Source organism: Cupriavidus pampae (assembly GCF_914271485.1).
GTDB classification, from domain to species: Bacteria; Pseudomonadota; Gammaproteobacteria; order Burkholderiales; family Burkholderiaceae; genus Cupriavidus; species Cupriavidus pampae.
The window spans coordinates 304,777-323,508 of record NZ_CAJZAG010000007.1 but is presented as its reverse complement, the minus strand read 5'-3'; the positions used below and the strand labels follow the sequence as shown (position 1 = coordinate 323,508).

General features: G+C 66.6%; 20 protein-coding genes. 6 read left to right on the top strand and 14 right to left on the bottom strand.

Features of this window, described 5'->3' with window-relative positions:
- Window positions 1–84 precede the first annotated feature (84 nt).
- A complete protein-coding gene (locus LDO41_RS19120; RefSeq protein ID WP_223991055.1) occupies window positions 85–1,299 on the bottom strand; it encodes a cytochrome P450 in 1,215 nt (404 codons plus the stop codon).
- Window positions 1,300–1,566: 267 nt separating this feature from the next.
- On the opposite strand from LDO41_RS19120, the gene LDO41_RS19115 reads away from it, so the two are divergent.
- From LDO41_RS19115 to LDO41_RS19105, 3 genes are read left to right on the top strand one after another with little or no spacing between them, the layout of a single operon-like run.
- Window positions 1,567–2,568: a Bug family tripartite tricarboxylate transporter substrate binding protein gene (locus LDO41_RS19115; protein WP_223991054.1), complete on the top strand. Its 1,002-nt coding sequence runs from the start codon at window positions 1,567–1,569 to the stop codon at window positions 2,566–2,568.
- Window positions 2,569–2,600: 32 nt separating this feature from the next.
- Complete coding sequence (locus LDO41_RS19110; protein ID WP_223991052.1) at window positions 2,601–3,956, top strand: acyclic terpene utilization AtuA family protein; 1,356 nt, start codon at window positions 2,601–2,603, stop codon at window positions 3,954–3,956.
- A 20-nt stretch (window positions 3,957–3,976) separates the two neighbouring features.
- Complete coding sequence (locus tag LDO41_RS19105) at window positions 3,977–4,342, top strand: AtuA-related protein (RefSeq protein ID WP_223991050.1); 366 nt, start codon at window positions 3,977–3,979, stop codon at window positions 4,340–4,342.
- On the opposite strand, the gene LDO41_RS19100 is transcribed toward LDO41_RS19105, so the two are convergent.
- Genes LDO41_RS19100 through LDO41_RS19075 form a run of 6 tightly spaced genes read right to left on the bottom strand, consistent with a single transcriptional unit; the run spans window position 4,237 to window position 9,568 of the window.
- A complete protein-coding gene (locus tag LDO41_RS19100; protein WP_223991048.1) occupies window positions 4,237–5,109 on the bottom strand; it encodes an IclR family transcriptional regulator in 873 nt (290 codons plus the stop codon). The two genes, LDO41_RS19105 and LDO41_RS19100, sit on opposite strands and share 106 nt — an antisense overlap.
- Before the next feature lie 23 nt (window positions 5,110–5,132).
- Window positions 5,133–5,777, bottom strand: coding sequence for a 3-oxoacid CoA-transferase subunit B (locus LDO41_RS19095; protein ID WP_223991046.1), 645 nt, complete (start codon window positions 5,775–5,777; stop codon window positions 5,133–5,135).
- A 15-nt stretch (window positions 5,778–5,792) separates the two neighbouring features.
- Window positions 5,793–6,491 (bottom strand): CoA transferase subunit A, encoded by a 699-nt coding sequence (locus tag LDO41_RS19090; protein ID WP_223991044.1) that lies wholly within the window; start codon window positions 6,489–6,491, stop codon window positions 5,793–5,795.
- A gap of 48 nt (window positions 6,492–6,539) precedes the next feature.
- Entirely contained in the window at window positions 6,540–7,610 is a 1,071-nt protein-coding gene (locus tag LDO41_RS19085; protein ID WP_223991042.1) for a phosphotransferase, read from the bottom strand.
- Window positions 7,603–8,796 (bottom strand): acyl-CoA dehydrogenase family protein, encoded by a 1,194-nt coding sequence (locus tag LDO41_RS19080; RefSeq protein WP_223991040.1) that lies wholly within the window; start codon window positions 8,794–8,796, stop codon window positions 7,603–7,605. The genes LDO41_RS19085 and LDO41_RS19080 overlap by 8 nt, the downstream gene beginning before the upstream one ends.
- A 19-nt stretch (window positions 8,797–8,815) precedes the next feature.
- Window positions 8,816–9,568, bottom strand: a complete 753-nt coding sequence (locus LDO41_RS19075) for an SDR family NAD(P)-dependent oxidoreductase (RefSeq protein ID WP_223991038.1) — start codon at window positions 9,566–9,568, stop codon at window positions 8,816–8,818.
- 253 nt (window positions 9,569–9,821) lie between these two features.
- Here LDO41_RS19075 and LDO41_RS19070 point away from each other — a divergent pair, with 253 nt between their 5' ends.
- Window positions 9,822–10,469 (top strand): GntR family transcriptional regulator, encoded by a 648-nt coding sequence (locus tag LDO41_RS19070; RefSeq protein WP_223991418.1) that lies wholly within the window; start codon window positions 9,822–9,824, stop codon window positions 10,467–10,469.
- On the opposite strand, the gene LDO41_RS19065 is transcribed toward LDO41_RS19070, so the two are convergent.
- The 7 genes from LDO41_RS19065 to LDO41_RS19035 form a co-directional block, all read right to left on the bottom strand.
- The gene (locus LDO41_RS19065) at window positions 10,466–11,266 is read right to left on the bottom strand and encodes an HpcH/HpaI aldolase family protein (RefSeq protein WP_223991036.1); all 801 of its coding nucleotides are present in this window, start codon (window positions 11,264–11,266) and stop codon (window positions 10,466–10,468) included. The two genes, LDO41_RS19070 and LDO41_RS19065, sit on opposite strands and share 4 nt — an antisense overlap.
- A gap of 25 nt (window positions 11,267–11,291) precedes the next feature.
- Window positions 11,292–12,278: a Bug family tripartite tricarboxylate transporter substrate binding protein gene (locus LDO41_RS19060; protein WP_223991034.1), complete on the bottom strand. Its 987-nt coding sequence runs from the start codon at window positions 12,276–12,278 to the stop codon at window positions 11,292–11,294.
- Window positions 12,279–12,326: 48 nt separating this feature from the next.
- Complete coding sequence (locus LDO41_RS19055; protein ID WP_223991032.1) at window positions 12,327–13,217, bottom strand: isocitrate lyase/PEP mutase family protein; 891 nt, start codon at window positions 13,215–13,217, stop codon at window positions 12,327–12,329.
- Window positions 13,218–13,227: 10 nt separating this feature from the next.
- Window positions 13,228–14,157: an SMP-30/gluconolactonase/LRE family protein gene (locus tag LDO41_RS19050; protein ID WP_223991416.1), complete on the bottom strand. Its 930-nt coding sequence runs from the start codon at window positions 14,155–14,157 to the stop codon at window positions 13,228–13,230.
- Between the two features lie 41 nt (window positions 14,158–14,198).
- Window positions 14,199–15,167 (bottom strand): Bug family tripartite tricarboxylate transporter substrate binding protein, encoded by a 969-nt coding sequence (locus LDO41_RS19045; RefSeq protein ID WP_223991031.1) that lies wholly within the window; start codon window positions 15,165–15,167, stop codon window positions 14,199–14,201.
- 117 nt (window positions 15,168–15,284) lie between these two features.
- Window positions 15,285–16,085 carry an IclR family transcriptional regulator gene (locus LDO41_RS19040; RefSeq protein ID WP_223991029.1) on the bottom strand — a complete coding sequence of 267 codons (801 nt, stop codon included), beginning with the start codon at window positions 16,083–16,085 and terminating at the stop codon, window positions 15,285–15,287.
- Complete coding sequence (locus LDO41_RS19035; protein ID WP_223991027.1) at window positions 16,078–16,764, bottom strand: GntR family transcriptional regulator; 687 nt, start codon at window positions 16,762–16,764, stop codon at window positions 16,078–16,080. The genes LDO41_RS19040 and LDO41_RS19035 overlap by 8 nt, the downstream gene beginning before the upstream one ends.
- A gap of 79 nt (window positions 16,765–16,843) precedes the next feature.
- Between LDO41_RS19035 and LDO41_RS19030 the strand changes: the two genes are divergently transcribed.
- Window positions 16,844–17,605, top strand: a complete 762-nt coding sequence (locus tag LDO41_RS19030; protein WP_223991025.1) for an enoyl-CoA hydratase/isomerase family protein — start codon at window positions 16,844–16,846, stop codon at window positions 17,603–17,605.
- Between the two features lie 155 nt (window positions 17,606–17,760).
- Window positions 17,761–18,720, top strand: a complete 960-nt coding sequence (locus tag LDO41_RS19025; protein ID WP_377741714.1) for a tripartite tricarboxylate transporter substrate binding protein — start codon at window positions 17,761–17,763, stop codon at window positions 18,718–18,720.
- Window positions 18,721–18,732: the final 12 nt, after the last annotated feature.

Genomic DNA, 18,732 nt, shown 5'->3' with positions numbered 1-18,732 from the left:
AACGGGGCAACCGACCCGACGACGGCTGCCCCGCTGCAAGCAACGAAGAGACGAAAAGACGAAGAGACGAAGAGACGAAGTGGCTCAGGCAGTGATCGGAGCGCGGGTGGCCGGCAGCGCCTGCAAGCCACGGAGATTGCTGTGCCGACGCCACTGCGCATTGACGACGTCCTTCAGCGCCAGATCCGGCACGCGGCGCAGCAACGTGGTCAGCGCGATCTCCATTTCCAGCTGGGCCAGCCGCACGCCCAGGCAATAGTGGATGCCGCCACCGAACGCGATCTGCTTGCCGGCATCGGCACGCGTGATGTCGAGGCGGTCCGCGTTGGCAAAGCGCGCCGGATCGCGGTTGGCAGCGCCGAGCATCATGAACACGAGGGTGCCGCGCGGAATCGTGACGCCGTCGATGGTGGCGTCTTCCAGCGCCGCGCGCGTCATGGTCTGCACCGAGGCGTCATAACGCAGGCATTCGGCCACCGCCTGCGGCATCAGCGACAGATTGGCCTTGAGCTTGGCGAGCTGCTCCGGATGTCGGAACAGCGCGAGCAGCGCGTTGCCGATCATGTTCGACGTGGTCTCGTGGCCGGCCACGAACAGCAGCACGATCTGCGAGATCACCTCGTCATCGCTGAGCCGATCGCCATCGACCTCGGACGTGACGAACGCCGACACGAGGTCGGTGCCCGGTGCCTCGCGTCGCCGGATCACCACGTCGCGGAAGTACGCTTCCAGCTCCTCGGCCGCCGCGTTGGCATCCGCGAGCCGATCCGGCGCGAGCGGCGCCACATCGAGCACGGTGGTCACCGTGGTCGCGGCCGCGCCCAGGCGCAGGCCGTCCGCCACCGGAATGTCGAGCAGACGGCAGATGATCGACACTGGCAGCGGCGTAGCGAGGTCCTTCATCAGGTCGAACTCACCCTCCGCCGGAAACGCATCGATTAGTTGGTCCGTCGCCGACTGCGAGAGCTCGCGCAGCGATTCGATATTGCGACCGCTGAAGGCCTTGGTCGCCAGCGCGCGCAGCCGCGTGTGCATCGGCGGATTCATAAACAGGAACATGCGGCTCAGCCCCTGAAACACCGGCTGCTCCAGCCCCTCCTCGCCATAGCGCGCACGCACGCCCGCAAGAAACGTCTTGCCGAACCGGCGGTCGGTGAACATCGCCTCGATCAGCGGAAAGCTCGCGGTCATGGCCAGATTGGGCGCCAGATAGTGCAAAGCCTCGCCGTTGCGCAACTGCTCATACAGCGCGTACGGATTCTCGAAAAACTCGGGGGTCGACAGATCGCTCAGTTTCATTTCATGCGCCGCCACGCGGATAAGTCGCGGGGCTATCCTCCTTTGGGGGGGAATTCTAGGGAGCGATGCCGACCGGTGTTTTCAAATACGACGCGTTTGCGGGAGAAAGGCGCGCCCGGTGGCCGGCGTCGCAGGATTTTCATCCAATGAAAATATAGGCCTTTTGATTGACGGTGTTTCCGGCGGCTTCCTACCATGTGCCGCACAGAGTTTCCCTAAACGAAACCATAGCGGGCACGCACCGCGCGCGCCTCAGGAGACCGTCCGATGAAAGCCTTCCCGCGTCAGCGTCTGCTGACTGCCCTGCCCTTTGCCGCGCTGGCATGCGCTACCTTCGTGCTGAGTGCCACGCCGGCCCGTGCGGCGGAGACGTTTCCGTCCAAGCCGCTGCGGCTCGTGGTGCCATTCACACCCGGTGGGACCACCGACATCCTGGCGCGGCTCATCGCGCAGAAGACCGGCGAGGTGCTCGGCCAGTCGATCGTGGTCGACAACCGTCCCGGCGCGGGCGGCAATATCGGCGCGGAAGCGGTCGCGCGCAGCGCGCCCGATGGCTACACGCTGCTGATGGGCACGCTCGGCACACAGGTGACCAACCAGTTTATCTACGCACGCATGCCGTACGACAGCGCGAAGGACTTCACACCGGTCACGCTGGTGGCCAACTCGCCCAATGTGCTACTGATCAACAGCACGCTCAATGCGCATTCGATCGGCGAGCTGATCACGCTGGCCAAGCGCGAGCCCGGCAAGATCAATTACGCCTCGACCAGCACGGGCGGATCGCCGCATCTGTCGGGAGAGCTGCTGAACATCATGGCCGGCACGACCATGCAGCACGTGCCGTACAAGGGCGCGGCGCCGGCCATGACGGATCTGCTCGCGGGACAGGTCAACCTGATGTTCGACAACCTGCCATCCGCGCTGGCACAGATTCAGGCTGGCAAGGTCAAGGCGCTCGCGGTGACCAGTACCAAGCGCGCGTCGGTGCTGCCGTCGGTGCCGACGGTGCGCGAGTCGGGACTGCCCGGCTACGAAGTGAACTCGTGGTTTGGTCTGCTGGCGCCGGCCGGCACGCCGCCGGAGCGCGTGCGGCAATTGCAGCAGGCCGTGGACAAGGTACTGGCGATGCCCGACGTGCGCCTGCGTATCGAACAACTTGGCGCGGAACCCGGTGGTGAAGGGTCGGCGGCATTCGCCAGGGAGATCAGCGGCGACACCGAGAAGTGGTCGCGCGTGATTCGCACGGCCAATATCAAGGCGCAATGAGTTAAAGCGCAGCAAGCAAAGGCAAAAACGTCATGACCCAGACAACTATACTGCGCATCGGCTCGGGTTCGGGCTGGTGGGGCGATCGCGTCGAGCCAGCCGAGCTGTCCGCGCGCCTCGGCAAGCTCGACTACCTGTGCTTCGAGACGATGGCCGAGGCCACCGTCTCCGCCGCGCAGGTGCGCAAGCGTCGCGACCCATCGTTCGCGGGCTACGACACGTACCTCGACGAACGCATGCGCGCGGTGCTGCCGCATTGCATCGCCAACGGCACGCGCATCGTCAGCAATCAGGGATGGATCCACCCGCTCGCGGCCGCGCAACGCGTGGCGGCACTCTGCGAGGAACTGGGTCTGCCTGGCGTGAAGATCGCCGCGGTGACGACCACCGACCTGACCAGGAGCATCTGCGAACTCGACCTGACGCTGCTCGAAAGCGGCCAGCCGGTGGCCACGCTCAAGGACACGCTGATCAGCGCGGAACCGTACGAGGGCGCGGCACCGATTGTCGAGGCGCTGCGCGCGGGCGCGCAGATCGTGATCACCGGACGCGTGGCCGACCCTTCGCTGTTTCTCGCGCCGATGATTCATCATTTCGGCTGGAGCCCCGACGATGTGGCGCGACTGGCCAGCGGCAGCGCGATCGGCCATCTGCTCGAATGCGGCGCGCAGGTGACCGGCGGCTACTTTGGCGACCCCGGCTACAAGGATGTGCCCGAACCGTGGAACCTCGCCTTCCCGATCGCGGAGGTAGAGGCCGATGGCACGGCGGTCATTGCCAAGGTGGCGGGCACCGGCGGCCGCATCGACCTCGAGACCGTCAAGGAGCAGATGTTCTACGAGGTGCATGACCCGCGCCGCTACATCACGCCCGATGTGATCGTGGATTTCTCCACCGCGCGGCTCGAACAGGTCGGCCCCGATCGCGTGCGCATCAGCCATGTGAGCGGCCTGCCGCGCACCGATACGCTCAAGGTCTCGCTCGGCTGCACCGAGGGCCATATCGGCGAGGATATGTTCTTCTACGCCGGCCCGGGTTGCCTCGGCAAGGCCGAACTGGCCAGGACCATTCTGACCGAACGCTTCGCGCTGGCGAAGCTCGACGCCGAAGAACTGCGTATCGATTTTCTGGGCGTCAATGCCGTGCATGGCGCGGCCTCCCCCGCGCCGGCCTGCGAGCCCAACGAGATCGCCGTGCGCGTGGCTGCCCGCACGCGCACGCGCGCGGAAGCGGCCAAGGTGGGGCGCGAGATCGACAGCATGGCGGTCTGCGGCCTCGCTTCCACAGGCAAGCGCGTGCCGCACCAGGACCGCACGCGCGAGATCATCGGCGTGTGGTCGGCACTGGTGCCGCGCACGCTGATCGCCTCTCATGTGCAGTTCGTCTGATCATGGCAAAGGAGAATCCGATGCGTGTTCCACTGCGCCGCGTAGCGCATACCCGCTCCGGCGACAAAGGCAATACCTCGAACACGGCCGTCATTGCCTACGCGCCCGAGTTCTATCCGCTGCTCAAGACGCAGCTGACCGCCGCCGCATTCAAGGCGCACTACGGCACGCTGATCACGGGCGCGGTCACGCGCCATGAGGTCGATGGCCTGAAGGTGCTGAACTTCGTGGCCGATGGCGCGCTGGGCGGCGGTGTGTCGCGCAGCCTGGCCATCGACAACTACGGCAAGGCGCTCGCCAGCGCGGTCCTGCGCTTCGAAGTGGAGATTCCCGAGGCGCTGGCGCCGCTGCTGCGCGGCCCCGGCGCGCCTGAACCAAAGCGTTGAGCCTCGCGCGCGGGCATCACCGCGCGCGTCCACGCGCTGGTGATGGCGCGCGCTTCCTGTTTGAGCTGGCGCGCGAGCGCGGCTTCGTTGGCGCGCAGACGCGCGCTCAGCGCGGCCACGCTGAGCGCACCGATGGGCCGCCCCTCGTAGTCCAGAATCGGCACCGCGATGCCGCCCATGCCATCGATGACCCAGTCGAGAAACATCACATGCCCGCGCGCGTGCGCGGCATCGATCTCGCCGCCGATGGCCGCGGCGGTCAGGCGCGGATAGTTGACGAGCTTGCGCGCGGTCTGTTGCAGGCGCCGCGTGCGCTCGACCGCCGGCAGCCACGCGAGTACCGCGAGGCTGCCCGCGCCGACGCCAAGCGGCCGGCGCGTGCCCACCGTCACGTAGTTCGCATGCACGGCATGCGTGCCCGGTTCGAGGTCCGAGCACACCGCTTCGCCGTGGCTGGCCTCGGTCAGCACCGCGGTGTCCTCGAACGCTTCCACCAGTCGTAGTAGCCCGGGCCGCGCGAGCTGGCGCAGATCGACGCGACGCTGCGCCACATCGGCCAGCTGAAAGATCTCGGGGCCGATGCCGTAATGGCGCCGCGCATCGCGCGTGGCAAAGCCCTCCTGCACAAGCATGTCGAGCATGCGTGACGCGGTGGCCGGATCGAGTCCGGTGGCGCGCGCCACATCGCTCATGCGGCGGACTTCGGGGTCGGACAGCGCGCGCAGTACCGAGAGCGCGCGCTGCACCGGCGAGGGACGTGACGCCATGGCGGCCTCCGTCGGAACGAACTTCAGTCGAAGATCAGCGTGGCGCCGGTCAGCTCTTGCAGCACGCCCGGTGTGACATCGGGAGCGAGTTCCACCACCCGCAGTCCGGCTGGCACGACATCGATGACCGCGAGATCCGTGATCATGCGGCTCACGACGCGCACCCCTGTCAGCGGCAACGTGCATTGCGGCAGGATCTTGAGGTCGAACCCGCCATCCTTCCGCCGCGCTACATGTTCCATCAGCACGACGACGCGTGCCACGCCCGCGACCAGGTCCATCGCGCCGCCCATACCCTTGACCATCTTGCCCGGGATCATCCAGTTGGCGAGGTCACCCTGCTCGCTCACCTGCATCGCACCGAGAATGCTCAGGTTGATCTTGCCACCGCGCACCATCGCAAAGGCTTGGTCGCTGCTGACGATCGAGGTCCCACGCACGGTCGTCACGGTCTGCTTGCCCGCATTGATCAGGTCCGCATCGACCTCGTCCTCGGTCGGGTACGGGCCGATACCGAGCATGCCGTTCTCGGCCTGCAGCCAGACGTCGATATCGGGCGGCACATGGTTGGCCACCAGCGTCGGCAGGCCAATGCCGAGGTTCACATAAAAGCCGTCTTGCAGTTCCGCGGCCGCACGCGCGGCCATCTGTTCATGAGTCCATGGCATATCGGTGTCTCCGGCTCAGGCGGCGCGCGTGGTGCGCTTCTCGATGCGTTTCTCGGGATGGGCGTTGACGACGATACGGTGCACGTAGATGCCCGGCAGATGAATATCGTCGGGCGCGATCGCGCCGGTCTCCACCAGATGCTCCACCTCGACGATGCAGAGCTTGCCGGCCATGGCCGCGGCCGGATTGAAGTTGCGCGCGGTGTAGCGGAAACGCAGATTGCCCGCATGGTCAGCCACATCGGCCTTGATCAGCGCCACGTCGGGCACCAGCGAGCGCTCCATCACGTACTGGCTGCCGTCGAACTCGCGCACTTCCTTGCCTTCGGCGACCATCGTGCCGACCCCGGTCTTGGTGAAGAACGCCGGAATGCCCGCGCCGCCCGCGCGCAGCTTTTCGGCCAGCGTGCCCTGCGGCGTGAACTCGAGTTCGAGTTCGCCGGCCAGGTACTGGCGCTCGAACTCCTTGTTCTCGCCGACGTAGCTCGCGATCATCTTGCGGATCTGACGCGTCTCCAGCAGCTTGCCGAGACCGAAGCCATCCACGCCCGCGTTGTTCGAGATCGCGGTCAGGTGCTGCACGCCGCTGTCGCGCAACGCGTCGATCAGCGCCTCCGGAATCCCGCACAGGCCGAAGCCGCCCACCGCGATGGTCTGTCCGTCGCGTACCACGCCCTCGAGCGCCGCGGCGGCGGAGCCATATATCTTGTTCATTACGTTGTCTCCTGTGTCCTTTGTTTTTTTACAGGTTCTTTGCCTGCGCTAGCGCATGCTCGCGGTCTGCTCCCATGCGAGCTCCGCCACGCGCGCGAAGCGCTCGCCCATGGCCTGCGCGTCGGCGCTGGCGGCGGTGCCGCGCGCCGCGCGGCCCTTGATGCCATGCAGGATCGCGGCAAAGCGGAACATGTTGAAGGCGATATAGAAATCGAGATCGTCGATGCCCGCGCGCCCGGTCCGCGAGCAATATGCGGCCACGTACGCGGCTTCATCGGGCAGGCCGGTAGCGCCAAGGTCCAGCCCCGCCACGCCGCCGAGAATGTCGCGCGGCATGCGGTACATCATCGCGTGGTACGCGAAGTCCGCAAGCGGGTCGCCAAGCGTGGACAGCTCCCAGTCGAGTACCGCAATCACGCGCGGCTCGGTCGGATGGAAGATCATGTTGTCCACGCGGAAGTCGCCATGCGTGATCGACGTGGCATCCGATGCGGGCAGATGCGCGGGCAGCCAGTCAACCAGCCGGTCCATGGCCGGATGACGCCCCGCGAGTTCATCGGCGAGGTACTGCTTCGACCAGCGCTCGATCTGCCGCACGACATAGCCGCCGGGGCGGCCGTAGTCGCCAAGCCCGATCGCCGCGTAATCGATGCCATGCAGCGCGGCCAGCGTCGCGTTCATCGCGTCCATATACGCGGCCCGCTCGGCTTGCGGCACCTCGGGAAAGCTCGCATCCCAGAAGATGCGGCCATCGACCATGTCCATCACGAAGAACCAGCTACCGATCACGCTGTCGTCGGTGCACAGGCCGTGCACGACCGGCACCGGAAAATCCGTCTGCCCCAGTGCGGCCATCACGCGCGCCTCGCGCTCCACCGCATGCGCGCCCTTGAGCAGCTCGCCCGGGGGCTTGCGACGCAGCACATAGTGCCGCCCAGGTGTGCGCAGCCGGTACGTGGGATTGGACTGGCCACCGCTGAACTGGTCGATCTGCATCGGGCCGGCAAAGCCCGTTACGTTCTGCTCCATCCAGTTACGCAACGCGACCTCGTCGAGGCGATGCTGCGCGCGTACGGGCACGGTGGCGCCCGCGGATTTCCCTCCGCGCGCGTCAGCCATGATGCGCACCCCCTAACGTATCGCGCTTGATCTTCTTCGCCAGCGACCACTTGTGGACCTCGGTCGGGCCGTCGTAGATGCGGAACGCGCGCAACTCGCGGAACGCCTGCTCCACGATGGTATCGCGCGACACGCCATTGCCGCCGAGGATCTGCACGCAACGATCGGCGACGCGGAACAGCGCTTCGGACACCGCCACCTTGGCCATCGAGCTCTCGGTGGTGGCCGACGACCCCGCGTCGAGCACGCCCGCGCACCAGTCGATCATCAACGCGGCCTGCTGCAGGTCGATCAGGTTCTCGGCCAGCATAAAGCCCACGCCCTCGTGGTCGATCAGCAGCTTGCCGAATGCCTTGCGCGTGGTGGCATACGCGCGTGCGATCTCGTCCGCGCGCGCCACGGTGCCGAACCAGCGCATGCAGTGCGACAACCGCGCGGGCGACAGGCGTACCTGCGCGTAGCGAAACCCTTCGTGCGCCTCGCCCAGTACCTGATCCGCCGGCACGCGCAGGTCGTCGATCAGGATCTGTGCATGGCCACCGGGCATCGAGCTGTCGATGGTATCGAGCACGCGCTCGAGCCGGATCGCCGGATGCGGCAGATCGACGAGGAACATGGTGGCCTGCGCACGCTCGCCACTGCCCGTGCGCGCCATCACGATGCCGACCTTCGCCCCCTCCGCACCGGTGATGAACTTCTTGCGGCCGCGAATCACCCACGCGTCACCGTCCTGCACGGCCGTGGTCTGCAGCATCGACGGATCGGAACCTGCCCCGCCCTCTTCCGCCGGCTCGGTCATAAAGAACGCCGAGCGTGCCGCGCCGCTGACCAGCGGGGCCAGGAAGCGCGCCTTCTGCGCGGCCGTGCCGACCTTGCCGATCAGGAACATGTTGCCCTCGTCGGGCGCCATGGTGTTGACGGCGACCGGACCCAGCGGCGACAGGCCCGAGCGCTTGAGCACGGCGGCGGTCTCCAGCTGCGTCAGGTGCGAACCATCGGGCAGGATATGCGGCGTCATCACACCGGCGGCGCGCGCCTTCACGCGCAACTCTTCGACCAGTTCGGCCGAGGGGCCATGCGATGCGCAGCGCGGATCCTGCTCGTACGGCGCAACCACGTCGCGCACGAAGCGCTCGACGCGATCCGCGATCTCGCGGCTTCTATCGGTGGGACACGGCGTAAACATGGGTTTCCCTTTCAATCTTTCACAATGTGTTGACGAGGTGCCCGCCATCGACGGCGATCACCGCGCCGGTCATATAGCGCGAGGCATCGGAAGCGAGCAGCAGCAGCGGCCCGTCGAGGTCCGCGAGCTGCCCGAGCCGGCGCTGCGGAATGCGCGAGATCAGCGCGCGGCCCGCGTCGGTCTGCCAGAAATCGCGATTGAGCTCGGTATCGATATAGCCCGGTGCGATGGCATTGACCCGAATGCCGTGGCGCGCCCATTCGAGCGCGAGCGTCTGCGTCAGCTGCACCACGCCGGCCTTGGACACCGCGTACGACACCACCCCGCCGGCCTGGCGCAAACCCAGTACCGAGGCGATATTGACGATGCTGCCGCCGCCGCGCTCGCGCATGCCTGCCGCCAGCGCCTGCGCGACGAAGAACATGCCCTTGAGGTTGGTGTCGAGCACGAGGTCCCAGTCGGCCTCGGTGTGCTTGAGCGCGGCGCCTTCGCGCACCAGTCCGGCGTTGTTGATAAGGATATCGATCGGCCCGGCTTCCGCGACCATGGCCGCGCGCGAGGCCGCATCGGTCACGTCCAGTGCCACGCATTGCGCGTTCCCATACGGTTCCAACTGGCGGGCCACGTCCCGCAGCGCTTCCACGCGCCGTGCCGCCAGCACCAGTTCGGCTCCCTGCGCCGCGAGCCGCTGCGCAAAGTGCGCGCCCAGTCCGCTGGACGCCCCCGTAACCAGCGCGCGCTTGCCGCGCAGGCCCAGTAGCGTGTCCGTCATCGCGTGTCTCCGTCGTTTTTATGTCAGGACGAAATTGTAGGACGATTTCATCCTATGTCAACGACGGGAATTCCCGGGGGCGCAAATCATGCGCCGGCTGCGCCGCACACAGGGGCAATCCATTAAAATGCGGCTCGTGACAAGATCTCCCGCCTCCCTCTCCGCTTCGCCCGCTGCCGCGGCCATCGCAACCGACCCGTCGGAGGTGCCGGACGATGCTGGCCGCAGCGCCTCCCGTAGTGCTTCCGATACCGTGTTCTTCGGCATCCTGAAAGGACTCGAGCTTGGCAGCTTTGTGCCGGGCCAGCGCCTGGTGGAAACCGACCTCGTGACCGAGTTCGGCGTGGGCCGCAATTCCGTACGCGAAGCGCTGCAGCGACTGGCGGCCGAGGGCATCGTCGAACTGCCGCGCCATCGCGGGGCGATGATTCGCCGCCTGAGCCTGCAGGACACGCTCGATGTGCTGGACGTGGCCGAGCGCATGACCGGCCTGCTCGCGCGTGCCGCCGCGCGTGGCAGCGGCGATCGCACGCAGGCACAGGCATTGCGCGCGGCAGTGCAGGAACTCGTGAATGCGGAAAAGGCGGAGCGCGCTCGCAGTGACGAGGCGCGTGGCGCGGTGGTGTCGTTCTCGACCGCGCGCCGGCATTTCTACCGCACGCTGCTCGATATGGGCGGCAACCGGGAGCTGCGCCGCCTGTTTCCAACCATCCATATGCCGATCGTGCATGCACAGCACCGGCTTGCGTCGTTGCAGCAGATGCGACTGGCCGACTACCGGCGCATCGCCACAGCCGTGCTTGCGGGCAGTCCCGACGAAGCGGAAGCCGCGGGCGTCGCGCACGTGCAGAACGTGCGCGCGGCAATATTGGCGGACCGCGTGGCGGACCGCACTCCCTAGTCGTTCATCGGCGCCAAGGCCGCGGCGAACGATTTCGCCATAAACTCGCGGTCCGACCCCATCGTGAAATTACGCGCGCCACGCGCGACCCACGCCTGCCGTTCCGCGCGCATCGTGGCCGCATCGGCGGGACGCAGCCGCGTCACGTACGGCACCCCTGCCTGCTCCGCACGCGCGACGAAGGTCTCGAAGATATCGCTGATCACGCTGCCGTAGCGATCGCCATGCAGGCCCATCTCATGCGCGAGGTCAAAGCGGCCTAGCGCGACCATGTCGACGCCGGGCACGGCGAGAATCGCGTCAAGATTGGCCAGCGCCTGCTCGCTCTCGACCAGCAGCGTTACCATGACATTCTCGTTGGACCACGCCGCATACTGCTCCCACTCCGCGGCACCGCGCCCCCGCGCGGCCCGCACCGTCGGGCACGCGCCACGCATGCCGCCATCCCCATCGACACGAAAACGCACCGACGCCACCGCCTCCGCCGCCTGCTCGGCCGTGCGCACGTCGGGCACATAGACCCCGAGCGCGCCAGCTTCCACCGCCTTGCGCGCCTCGGACGCGCGATGGTCGGGCACCCGCACGATCGGACAGATGCCGCTGGCCTCGGCCGCGCGGATCAGCGCCACGGTTTCGCCGTAGCCAAACGGCCCATGCTCCTGATCGATGATCGCGTAATCGTAGCCAGCCGCCGCGGCAATCTCGACGCAGTCGGGGCTCGCGGTCTGGATATACAGGCCGGTGATGCATTCGCCGGCGGCAAGCTTCGCGCGCAGCGGATTCGGTGCGGGATACATCGATATTCTCCTCGGGCGATGCGTATCAGCGTGGGGCCATGCCGACGTCGGCGGCCACGCGGCGGAAGCGTGCCATCTCTTCCTGCTGCAGCTTCTGCATCTGCGCGGGCGTGAGCGGAATGCCTTCGCTGCCTTTGGGCGCATACAGCGCGCGGATGGTCGCGTCGCTCGTCATCACGGTGCGGATCATCTCGCCGAGCTTCGCGCGAATTGCCGCCGGCGTATCGGCGCGCACGTAGAACGCATTCCAGCTGTATTGCGAGAATTCGGCGATGCCGCTCTCCTTGACCGTCGGGATATTCGGGAAGTCCGCGTGCCGCGCATCGCCGGTGACCGCGAGCGCGCGCAGCTTGCCGGTGCGAATCAGCGTGGACGCCCCGCCCAGATCCACCATGCCGAAGTCGAGCTGATTGCCGATGACCTCGGTCATCACCTGCCCTTGCCCCTTGTACGGAATGTTGTTGAACTTTGCACCCGCGAGCTTGCCCAGCCACGCGCCCGTGAGCGCGAGCGTCGGCGAGAACGTGCCCATATTGAGCCCGTTCGGCGTGGCCTTCGCGCTTGCCAGCAGATCGGCAAAGCTGTTCAGCTTCGACTCGTTGGCAACGACGATCACGTTCATATTGCGGCCGTATCCGGTCAGCGGCACGAAGTCGCGCATCGGGTCGTACTGAAGGTCCGCGTTGATCGCCGGATTGACCGTCATCGGGCCGATGCTGCCTTGCAGGATCGTGTACCCATCCGCGGGCAACGCCTTGACCGCCATGATGCCGATCGCGCCGTCCGCGCCGGGACGGTTCTCGACGATGATGGGCTGACCCAGCATCGGCGACATCTTCTCGGCATAGAAGCGCGCGGTCGCGTCGGCGCCGCTGCCGCCGGTGAACGGCACGATGATGCGCAGCGGCCGGTTCGGCCACGGTTCGACGGCATGCACTCGCGAGGCGGCACCGGCCAGTGTTGCGCCCAGAACGGTCCCGAAGGCGCCGCAGAACGTGCGTCGCGTGATCATGATGTGTCTCCTCTCTTTATTTTTGGATCGTCCGCGCGTATCGGTACTTCAGCGCGTCTGCGGCAGGAACTGACGTTCAAGCTCCTCCACGTGCTCGAAGCCGATCCATTGCTTGAAGTCCATCTCGCGCATCGGCGCAATCGGTACCGTGTCGGGCCGCAGGCTCTGCCTCAGTGCGACAAGGTTGCTCTGCAGCGCCGCGGCCGCGGTCAGCAGCGGCAGCAACGGGAACGTGCAGATGCCACCGAGTTCTTCGATCTGCCCGGTGGACAGATTGCGCTGCAGCTTGCCGAGCAGCGAGATCGCCAGTGGCCGCTGCACAGCGTCGCGCAGCTGCACGAGGCCCTCGAACGAGTCGAAACACTTGCTGATGGGCTTGATCACATCGGCACCGGCCGCGGCATAGGCCCGGCCGCGCTCGATCGCGTCTTCGGGCGTGCGCGCATCGGTGCGCGCGATAATGGCCATCGACGGATCGCGGCGCGCGGCCACCGCCGCGCGAATCTTGCCCACCGCCTCGTCGAGCGACAGCAGCGACGTGGCATCGCTGACCGCCGGACACTTTTTGGGCGAGATCTGATCCTCGAGCGTAATGGACGCCGCGCCGGCGGCCTCGAACTCGCGCACGGTGCGCATGACGTTGATCGCATTGCCGTAGCCGGTATCGCAATCGGCCATGACGGGCACCGGCACCGTGTTGCACACCGCGCGCACCACCGACAGGTTCTCGGTCATCGTGTAGAGCTCGGTGTCGGGCATGCCGAGCATCGAGGCGGACACACCAAAGCCGCTCACCACCACGGCCTCGAAGCCGGCATGGACGATCATGCGCGCGCTCAGCACGTCGTACGCGCCCGGTACCCACAGCGTGCGGCCCGATTCGAGACGCAGGCGCATCTGCACGCGGCGTGCGGTGACGGTAGGCAGGTCTTGCATCATCGCGAGTTCCTCATGGCTGGGCGTCGCCGGCCTGCGCCAGCCTCAGCCCTGGTTGATCGATCGTCGCGCATAGCACGGTGCCCGTGGACGACTCGGTGCAATAGACGGTGCGCCGCCCTTCGCCGCCAAACGCGATATTGGTCACCGACGTGCCGGACGGGCTGCGCAGCACCATCACCGGCTCCGCGCGCGCGTTCAGCACCCACACATGGCCCAGCCCCGGATTGGCGGCCAGCAACAGGCCATCGGCCGTCATGGCCAGCCCATCCGGCCCCGCGGGGCCGTAAGACGTAAAAAACACGCCGACCTTCGAGACGCCGCCGTCCGCATGCAGCGGCACGCGCCAGATCGCATTGGCGCGCGTCACCGCCAGATAGAGCACGCGCTCGTCGGGCGACAGGCACACGCCGTTCGGGCTCGGGATGCCATCGACCAGCACGTCGAGCCTGCCATCGCGCGAGAGCCGATACAGCCGGCCCGCCGGGTCGTGCATGCCCGATTGCCCCTGATCGGTGAAGTACAGGTTGCCCGCGTGATCGAAGATCAGATCGTTGAGGCCCTTGAAGCTTTCGCTGTGGCGGCGCGACAGATGCGGCGTCACGCTGCCGTCGCGCACGTCGATGCGCACCAGCCCACGGCGATAGTCGGCCGCAATCAGATGATCGTCGTCATGGAACTTGAGGCCGTTGGGCTCGCCGTCGTACTGTGCGACCAGCGTCCATTCGCCATGCGGTGCGATGCGGAAGATGCGGCCATGCGGGATATCGCAGACGTAGAGATTGCCCGCGCGGTCGAACACAGGGCCTTCGAGGAAGGAATCGACCTGATGGCCCGGTCGGTTGATCTGGCCCCAGTCGGATACCGTCTCGCGGCGAAAGCGATCCGGCAACCGGCTGAACACCTCCGCCTCGCGCACCACGGGCGCGCGCGGCGGGAACATCGCATGCATGCTCGTCATCGACTGCTCACATCCCTCATCATTCATTCGGGCTGGATGCCGGCCCCGGCCGCCACCGACTTCCAGCGGCCGACCTCGTTGCGCATGAACGTGGCGAACTCCGCGCTCGGCATACCGCCCGGGTCCGCGCCAATCGACGTGTAATACGCGCGCACGTCCTCGCCTTCCATCGACTTCGCCACCTGCTTCTGCAGGAACGTGATGATCTCCGGCGGCGTGCCCTTCGGTGCGGCCAGGCCAGTCCAGTAGCTCATCTGGTAGTCGATGCCGGACTCGCTGAACGTGGGCACCTGCGGCAACACCGAAAGCCGGTGTGAGGCGCTGACCGCGAGCGCCCGCACCTTGCCGGCCTGTGCCAGCGTCAGCGCCGAGGATGGGCCACCCATGGCGATATCGACGGTCCCGCCGGCCACTGCGGCCATCGCTTCGCCAGCGCCTTTGAACGGGATATGGCGCAGCGTGATGCCGGCCGCCTGCGCGAACTGCTCGGTAGCGAAATGCAGCGAGCTGCCGACGCCGCCAGTGCCGTAGGTCACCTCGCCCGGATGCGCCTTGGCATAGCGCACGAGTTCCGCCACCGTAGTGAAGCGGGTGTTCGGGCCCACCGCGAGGATGGCCGGTGACACCGAAGTCGTGGTGATCGGCACAAAGTCATTGGCGTGGTCCCAGGCGAGTGTCTTGAACACATACGGCAGCATCGTGTACGAGCCGTCGTTGGCCAGCAGCGTGGTGCCGTCCGGCGCGGCGCGGGCCACTTGCGCGATGCCGATGGTGCCGCTCGCGCCGGCCTTGTTCTCGACAAGGAAGGTATTGCCGGTCTGCTCGGTGAGCTTCTGCGCGACGCGCCGCGTCATATTGTCCAGGCCGCCGCCGGGCGCGAACGGCACGACGATGCGGACCGGCTTGGTCGGATACGACTGGCCATGCGCGAAGGCGGACGCGCACGCCAGCAACAACGCCGCGATCAGGCGCGGAGAGCGTGATGGCTTCAAGATGTGGTCTCCCGGATGAAATGTCGTTTTTGCTTTCGAACGATTATCGAAGCACGACACAGTATCCGGCACATCACCGCCCGGCGAAACTCCGCATTGTGGAGTTTCAAATGTCCTCTAGATCAGCCCCATCCGCCGGGCCTCGAGGTCCAGCCGCGCGCGCAACATCGCGGCGGTTTCATCGAGTACCGGCCCCGATAACCGCGAGCTCAGACCCGACACGCACAACGACAGATAGGGCACCGGCCCCGGCACCGTCAGCCCCACCACCGATACGCCGCGGATCGTCAGCCCCTGCAGCAGCGCATAGCCACGCGCGCGGCCGCTGGTCACCAGCGCGTGCACGCCGGCGGAGTCGAGACCGTAGTACGGATAGCGCGTCGCATTGTGGGCGAGGCTGCGCGCGACCTCTTCGTCCGGCATCGACATCAGGATCGCCAGCCCCCCTCCGCCCGCGCCGAGCGGCCGCCGCACGCCGACGGCGATCGGATGCGCCTGCACCGGCTGCGCGCCCATCGACACGTCCATGCAGACCGAGTCGTGCCCATTGCGCCGGTTCAGATAGATGGTCTCGCCGGTGATCGCCGCCAGGTCCTGCACGATCGGATGCCAGTGCTCGACATCCACCGACGGCTCGCCGGCCGTCAGCATGCCGAATTCCTGCGCGAGCTGGCCAAACACGATGCGGCTGGAGCGCTCATTGCGTGCGAGCATGCCGTTGGCCACCAGCCCCTGCACGATGCGCACGACTGTCGCTTCCGCCAGCCCCGCGGCCGCGACGATCTCCTTGAGCCGCATGCCGGCATGCCCGCCCATCGCGACGATGCGCAGGATGTCGAGCGCGCGCTCGATGCTCTGCGTGCCAGTCCGTCGCTCGCCCCCCTCCCGCCCCTCCGGTCGTTCCGATCGCTCAGCCATCGTGCTGCACCGTCAGTTCCACCTCCGCCTCGGCCGCGCACGCCAGCAGCACCAGGTCGGCAATCGCCTTGCCGCCCGCCGACACGTGCGTGCGCATCGCATCCGCGGCGGCATCGGCCTGGCCCGCGAGGATGGCCTCGACCACATAGCCGTGCTCGCGATACGAACTCGGCACGCGCGCGTCGTTGATCAGTCCCTTGCCCTGCCAGTAGATCGCGAGCCGCCGTCGCAGCTGAATGATCTGCTCGGACAGGTACGGGTTGGCCGCGGTCTGATAGACGACCTCATGAAAACGGCGATTGGCCTCGACATAGGCGGCCGTGTTGCCGCGCGCGACCTGTGCGCCGGCCTCCTCGTGCGCGCGCGCCAGCGCATGCCGGCCCGCCGCGGTCATGCGCTGCGTGGCCAGCCGCGCGACCACGCCCTCCATTTCGGCCAGCGTCTCGAACATGGCCACCAGCTCGGCCGCGCTCGGCCGATGCACGAACATGCCGGCGCGCGGCACGATGGTCACGAGCCCCTGCGCGGCCAGCATCAGCAAGGCTTCGCGCACGGGCGTACGCGAACTGTCGAATTGTTCGGCCAGCGCCTTCTCGTCGATCTGTGCGCCGGGACGCAGCGCGCCGCTCTGAATGGCGGCAATGATGCTTTCGCGAATACGGTCCTGTAACGATTGCACGGGTATACCCCTGTTCGTCCTTAATAAAAATATCTATAGGCTTCGCAAATATATCAATTCGACTCTGAGATATTACGGAATGGATGATAGCAAACCGGTTCTCTCCGTGGAGGGCCGCATCGCCACGATATCGCTGCAGCGTCCCGCAGTGGCCAATCGGCTGTCGCCGGAAGATGTACGCACACTGCGCGACCATGTGCTGGCCGTCAATCGGATGGATCACGTATTGGTATTGCGCTTCGTCGGTGCCGGCAAATACTTCTGCAGCGGTTACGACATTGGCTCGCTCGGGGGCAAGGCGGACGAAAGCGCCGTGAATTTTGGCGAGACCATGGACGTGATCGAGCACGCGCGCCCGATTACGATCGCCGCGATCCACGGCGGCGTCTACGGCGGCGCCACCGACCTCTGCCTTGCATGCGACTTCCGCATCGGCGTGCCCGACTGCGACATGTTCATGCCCGCGGCGCGGCTCGGCCTGCATTTCTATCGCGGCGGCCTGGAGCGCTATGTCTCCCGGCTCGGCCTCAACGCGGCCAAGCATCTGTTCCTGACCACCGATCGCATCGACGCGCAGACCATGCTGCGCATCGGCTTTCTCACCGAGATGGTGGCCGCCGATACGTTGCAGGCGCGTGTGGGCGAGCTTTCCACGCAGCTTGCGTCGATGGCGCCGATCGCCCTGCTTGGCATGAAGCAGCATCTCAACGCGATTGCGCGCGGTCAGCTCGATGTGGAAGCGCTGGTGCGCGACCAGCATCGCGCGGAAACCTCGCAGGACCTGCGCGAAGGCGCGGCGGCATGGAAGGAGAAACGCGCGCCAGCGTTCACCGGAAAATGAGCACCGGCAAATGAACACGGGCAAATAAGCACCGGCATTTCAGCAACCACCATCGGGCAATGACCAACAGTAGCGAGACAGCTACGGAGGAGACAAGCATGACCCAGCAGTTGCACCACCCCAGGATCGTTATCGCAGCGCTTGCCGCGCTTGGCATGGCGTCGGCCCTGCTGCCCGCGACGGCCTCCGCGCAGGCGACGCCGAACGCGGCCACCGGTTATCCGAACAAGCCGATCCGCCTAGTCATCGGCTTCCCGCCCGGTGGCGGCGCGGACAACTCCGCGCGCCTCTACGGCGACGCGCTCAGCCGCGAGCTCGGCCAGCCCGTGGTCGTCGACAACCGCCCCGGCGCCGGCACCACGATCGCCGCCGAGTTCGCCGCCAAGTCCGCACCGGATGGCTACACGCTGCTTATCGCCACCGCCAGCCTGATGGGCGGCGACAAGGTGATGTACCCCAAGATCCGTTACGAGGCATCGGACTTCGTGCCGATCACCAAACTCTCGGCCGCGCCGCTGATCCTCGCCGTCAACAAGGACTCGGGCATCAAGAGCGTGACCGACCTGATCTCGCAGGCCAAGGCGCAACCGGGCAAGCTCAACTACTCTTCGTCCGGCAATGGCGTGATCACGCATCTGGCGGGCGTGTACTTCACCAAGCTGGCCAACGTGCAGATGACCCACGTGCCGTACAAGGGCGGCGCGCCGTCGGCGCAGGCCGTGGCGGCCGGCGACGTGCAGCTGACATTCGGCACCGCGCCATCGGTCAAGCCGATGATCGACACGCACAAGGTCATCCCGCTTGCGGTGACGTCCGTACAGCGTTCGAATTCGAGCCCGCAACTGCCGACCATCGACGAGAGCGGCCTCAAGGGCTACGACCTGTCGGTCTGGTACGGCCTGTTTGCCCCCGCCAGGACGCCGCCCGAGATCATCGACCGGCTGTTCGCGGCCACCGCAAAGGTGATGGCCGACCCCGAACTCAAGAAACGCTTCCTCGCGCAAGGCGACGAGATCTCGGTGTCGTCGTCGGTCGCCGAGTTCCGCGAGTTCGCCGCGCGCGAAGGCAAGACCGGCGTGGACCTCGCGGTTTCCAGTGGCGCAAAGATCGACTGAGCAGGAGCTCGC

What these genes read in the sequence shown, in the direction of transcription:
- LDO41_RS19080 (WP_223991040.1), bottom strand. Translation starts at nt 8,796, where the DNA reads ATGTTTACGCCGTGTCCCACCGATAGAAGCCGCGAGATCGCGGATCGC.
- LDO41_RS19060 (WP_223991034.1), bottom strand. Translation starts at nt 12,278, where the DNA reads ATGATCACGCGACGCACGTTCTGCGGCGCCTTCGGGACCGTTCTGGGC.
- LDO41_RS19120 (WP_223991055.1), bottom strand. Translation starts at nt 1,299, where the DNA reads ATGAAACTGAGCGATCTGTCGACCCCCGAGTTTTTCGAGAATCCGTAC.
- LDO41_RS19095 (WP_223991046.1), bottom strand. Translation starts at nt 5,777, where the DNA reads ATGCCATGGACTCATGAACAGATGGCCGCGCGTGCGGCCGCGGAACTG.
- LDO41_RS19115 (WP_223991054.1), top strand. Translation starts at nt 1,567, where the DNA reads ATGAAAGCCTTCCCGCGTCAGCGTCTGCTGACTGCCCTGCCCTTTGCC.
- LDO41_RS19025 (WP_377741714.1), top strand. Translation starts at nt 17,761, where the DNA reads ATGGCGTCGGCCCTGCTGCCCGCGACGGCCTCCGCGCAGGCGACGCCG.
- LDO41_RS19105 (WP_223991050.1), top strand. Translation starts at nt 3,977, where the DNA reads ATGCGTGTTCCACTGCGCCGCGTAGCGCATACCCGCTCCGGCGACAAA.
- LDO41_RS19065 (WP_223991036.1), bottom strand. Translation starts at nt 11,266, where the DNA reads ATGTATCCCGCACCGAATCCGCTGCGCGCGAAGCTTGCCGCCGGCGAA.
- LDO41_RS19075 (WP_223991038.1), bottom strand. Translation starts at nt 9,568, where the DNA reads ATGACGGACACGCTACTGGGCCTGCGCGGCAAGCGCGCGCTGGTTACG.
- LDO41_RS19110 (WP_223991052.1), top strand. Translation starts at nt 2,601, where the DNA reads ATGACCCAGACAACTATACTGCGCATCGGCTCGGGTTCGGGCTGGTGG.
- LDO41_RS19055 (WP_223991032.1), bottom strand. Translation starts at nt 13,217, where the DNA reads ATGATGCAAGACCTGCCTACCGTCACCGCACGCCGCGTGCAGATGCGC.
- LDO41_RS19085 (WP_223991042.1), bottom strand. Translation starts at nt 7,610, where the DNA reads ATGGCTGACGCGCGCGGAGGGAAATCCGCGGGCGCCACCGTGCCCGTA.
- LDO41_RS19050 (WP_223991416.1), bottom strand. Translation starts at nt 14,157, where the DNA reads ATGTTCCCGCCGCGCGCGCCCGTGGTGCGCGAGGCGGAGGTGTTCAGC.
- LDO41_RS19040 (WP_223991029.1), bottom strand. Translation starts at nt 16,085, where the DNA reads ATGGCTGAGCGATCGGAACGACCGGAGGGGCGGGAGGGGGGCGAGCGA.
- LDO41_RS19030 (WP_223991025.1), top strand. Translation starts at nt 16,844, where the DNA reads ATGGATGATAGCAAACCGGTTCTCTCCGTGGAGGGCCGCATCGCCACG.
- LDO41_RS19100 (WP_223991048.1), bottom strand. Translation starts at nt 5,109, where the DNA reads ATGGCGTCACGTCCCTCGCCGGTGCAGCGCGCGCTCTCGGTACTGCGC.
- LDO41_RS19090 (WP_223991044.1), bottom strand. Translation starts at nt 6,491, where the DNA reads ATGAACAAGATATATGGCTCCGCCGCCGCGGCGCTCGAGGGCGTGGTA.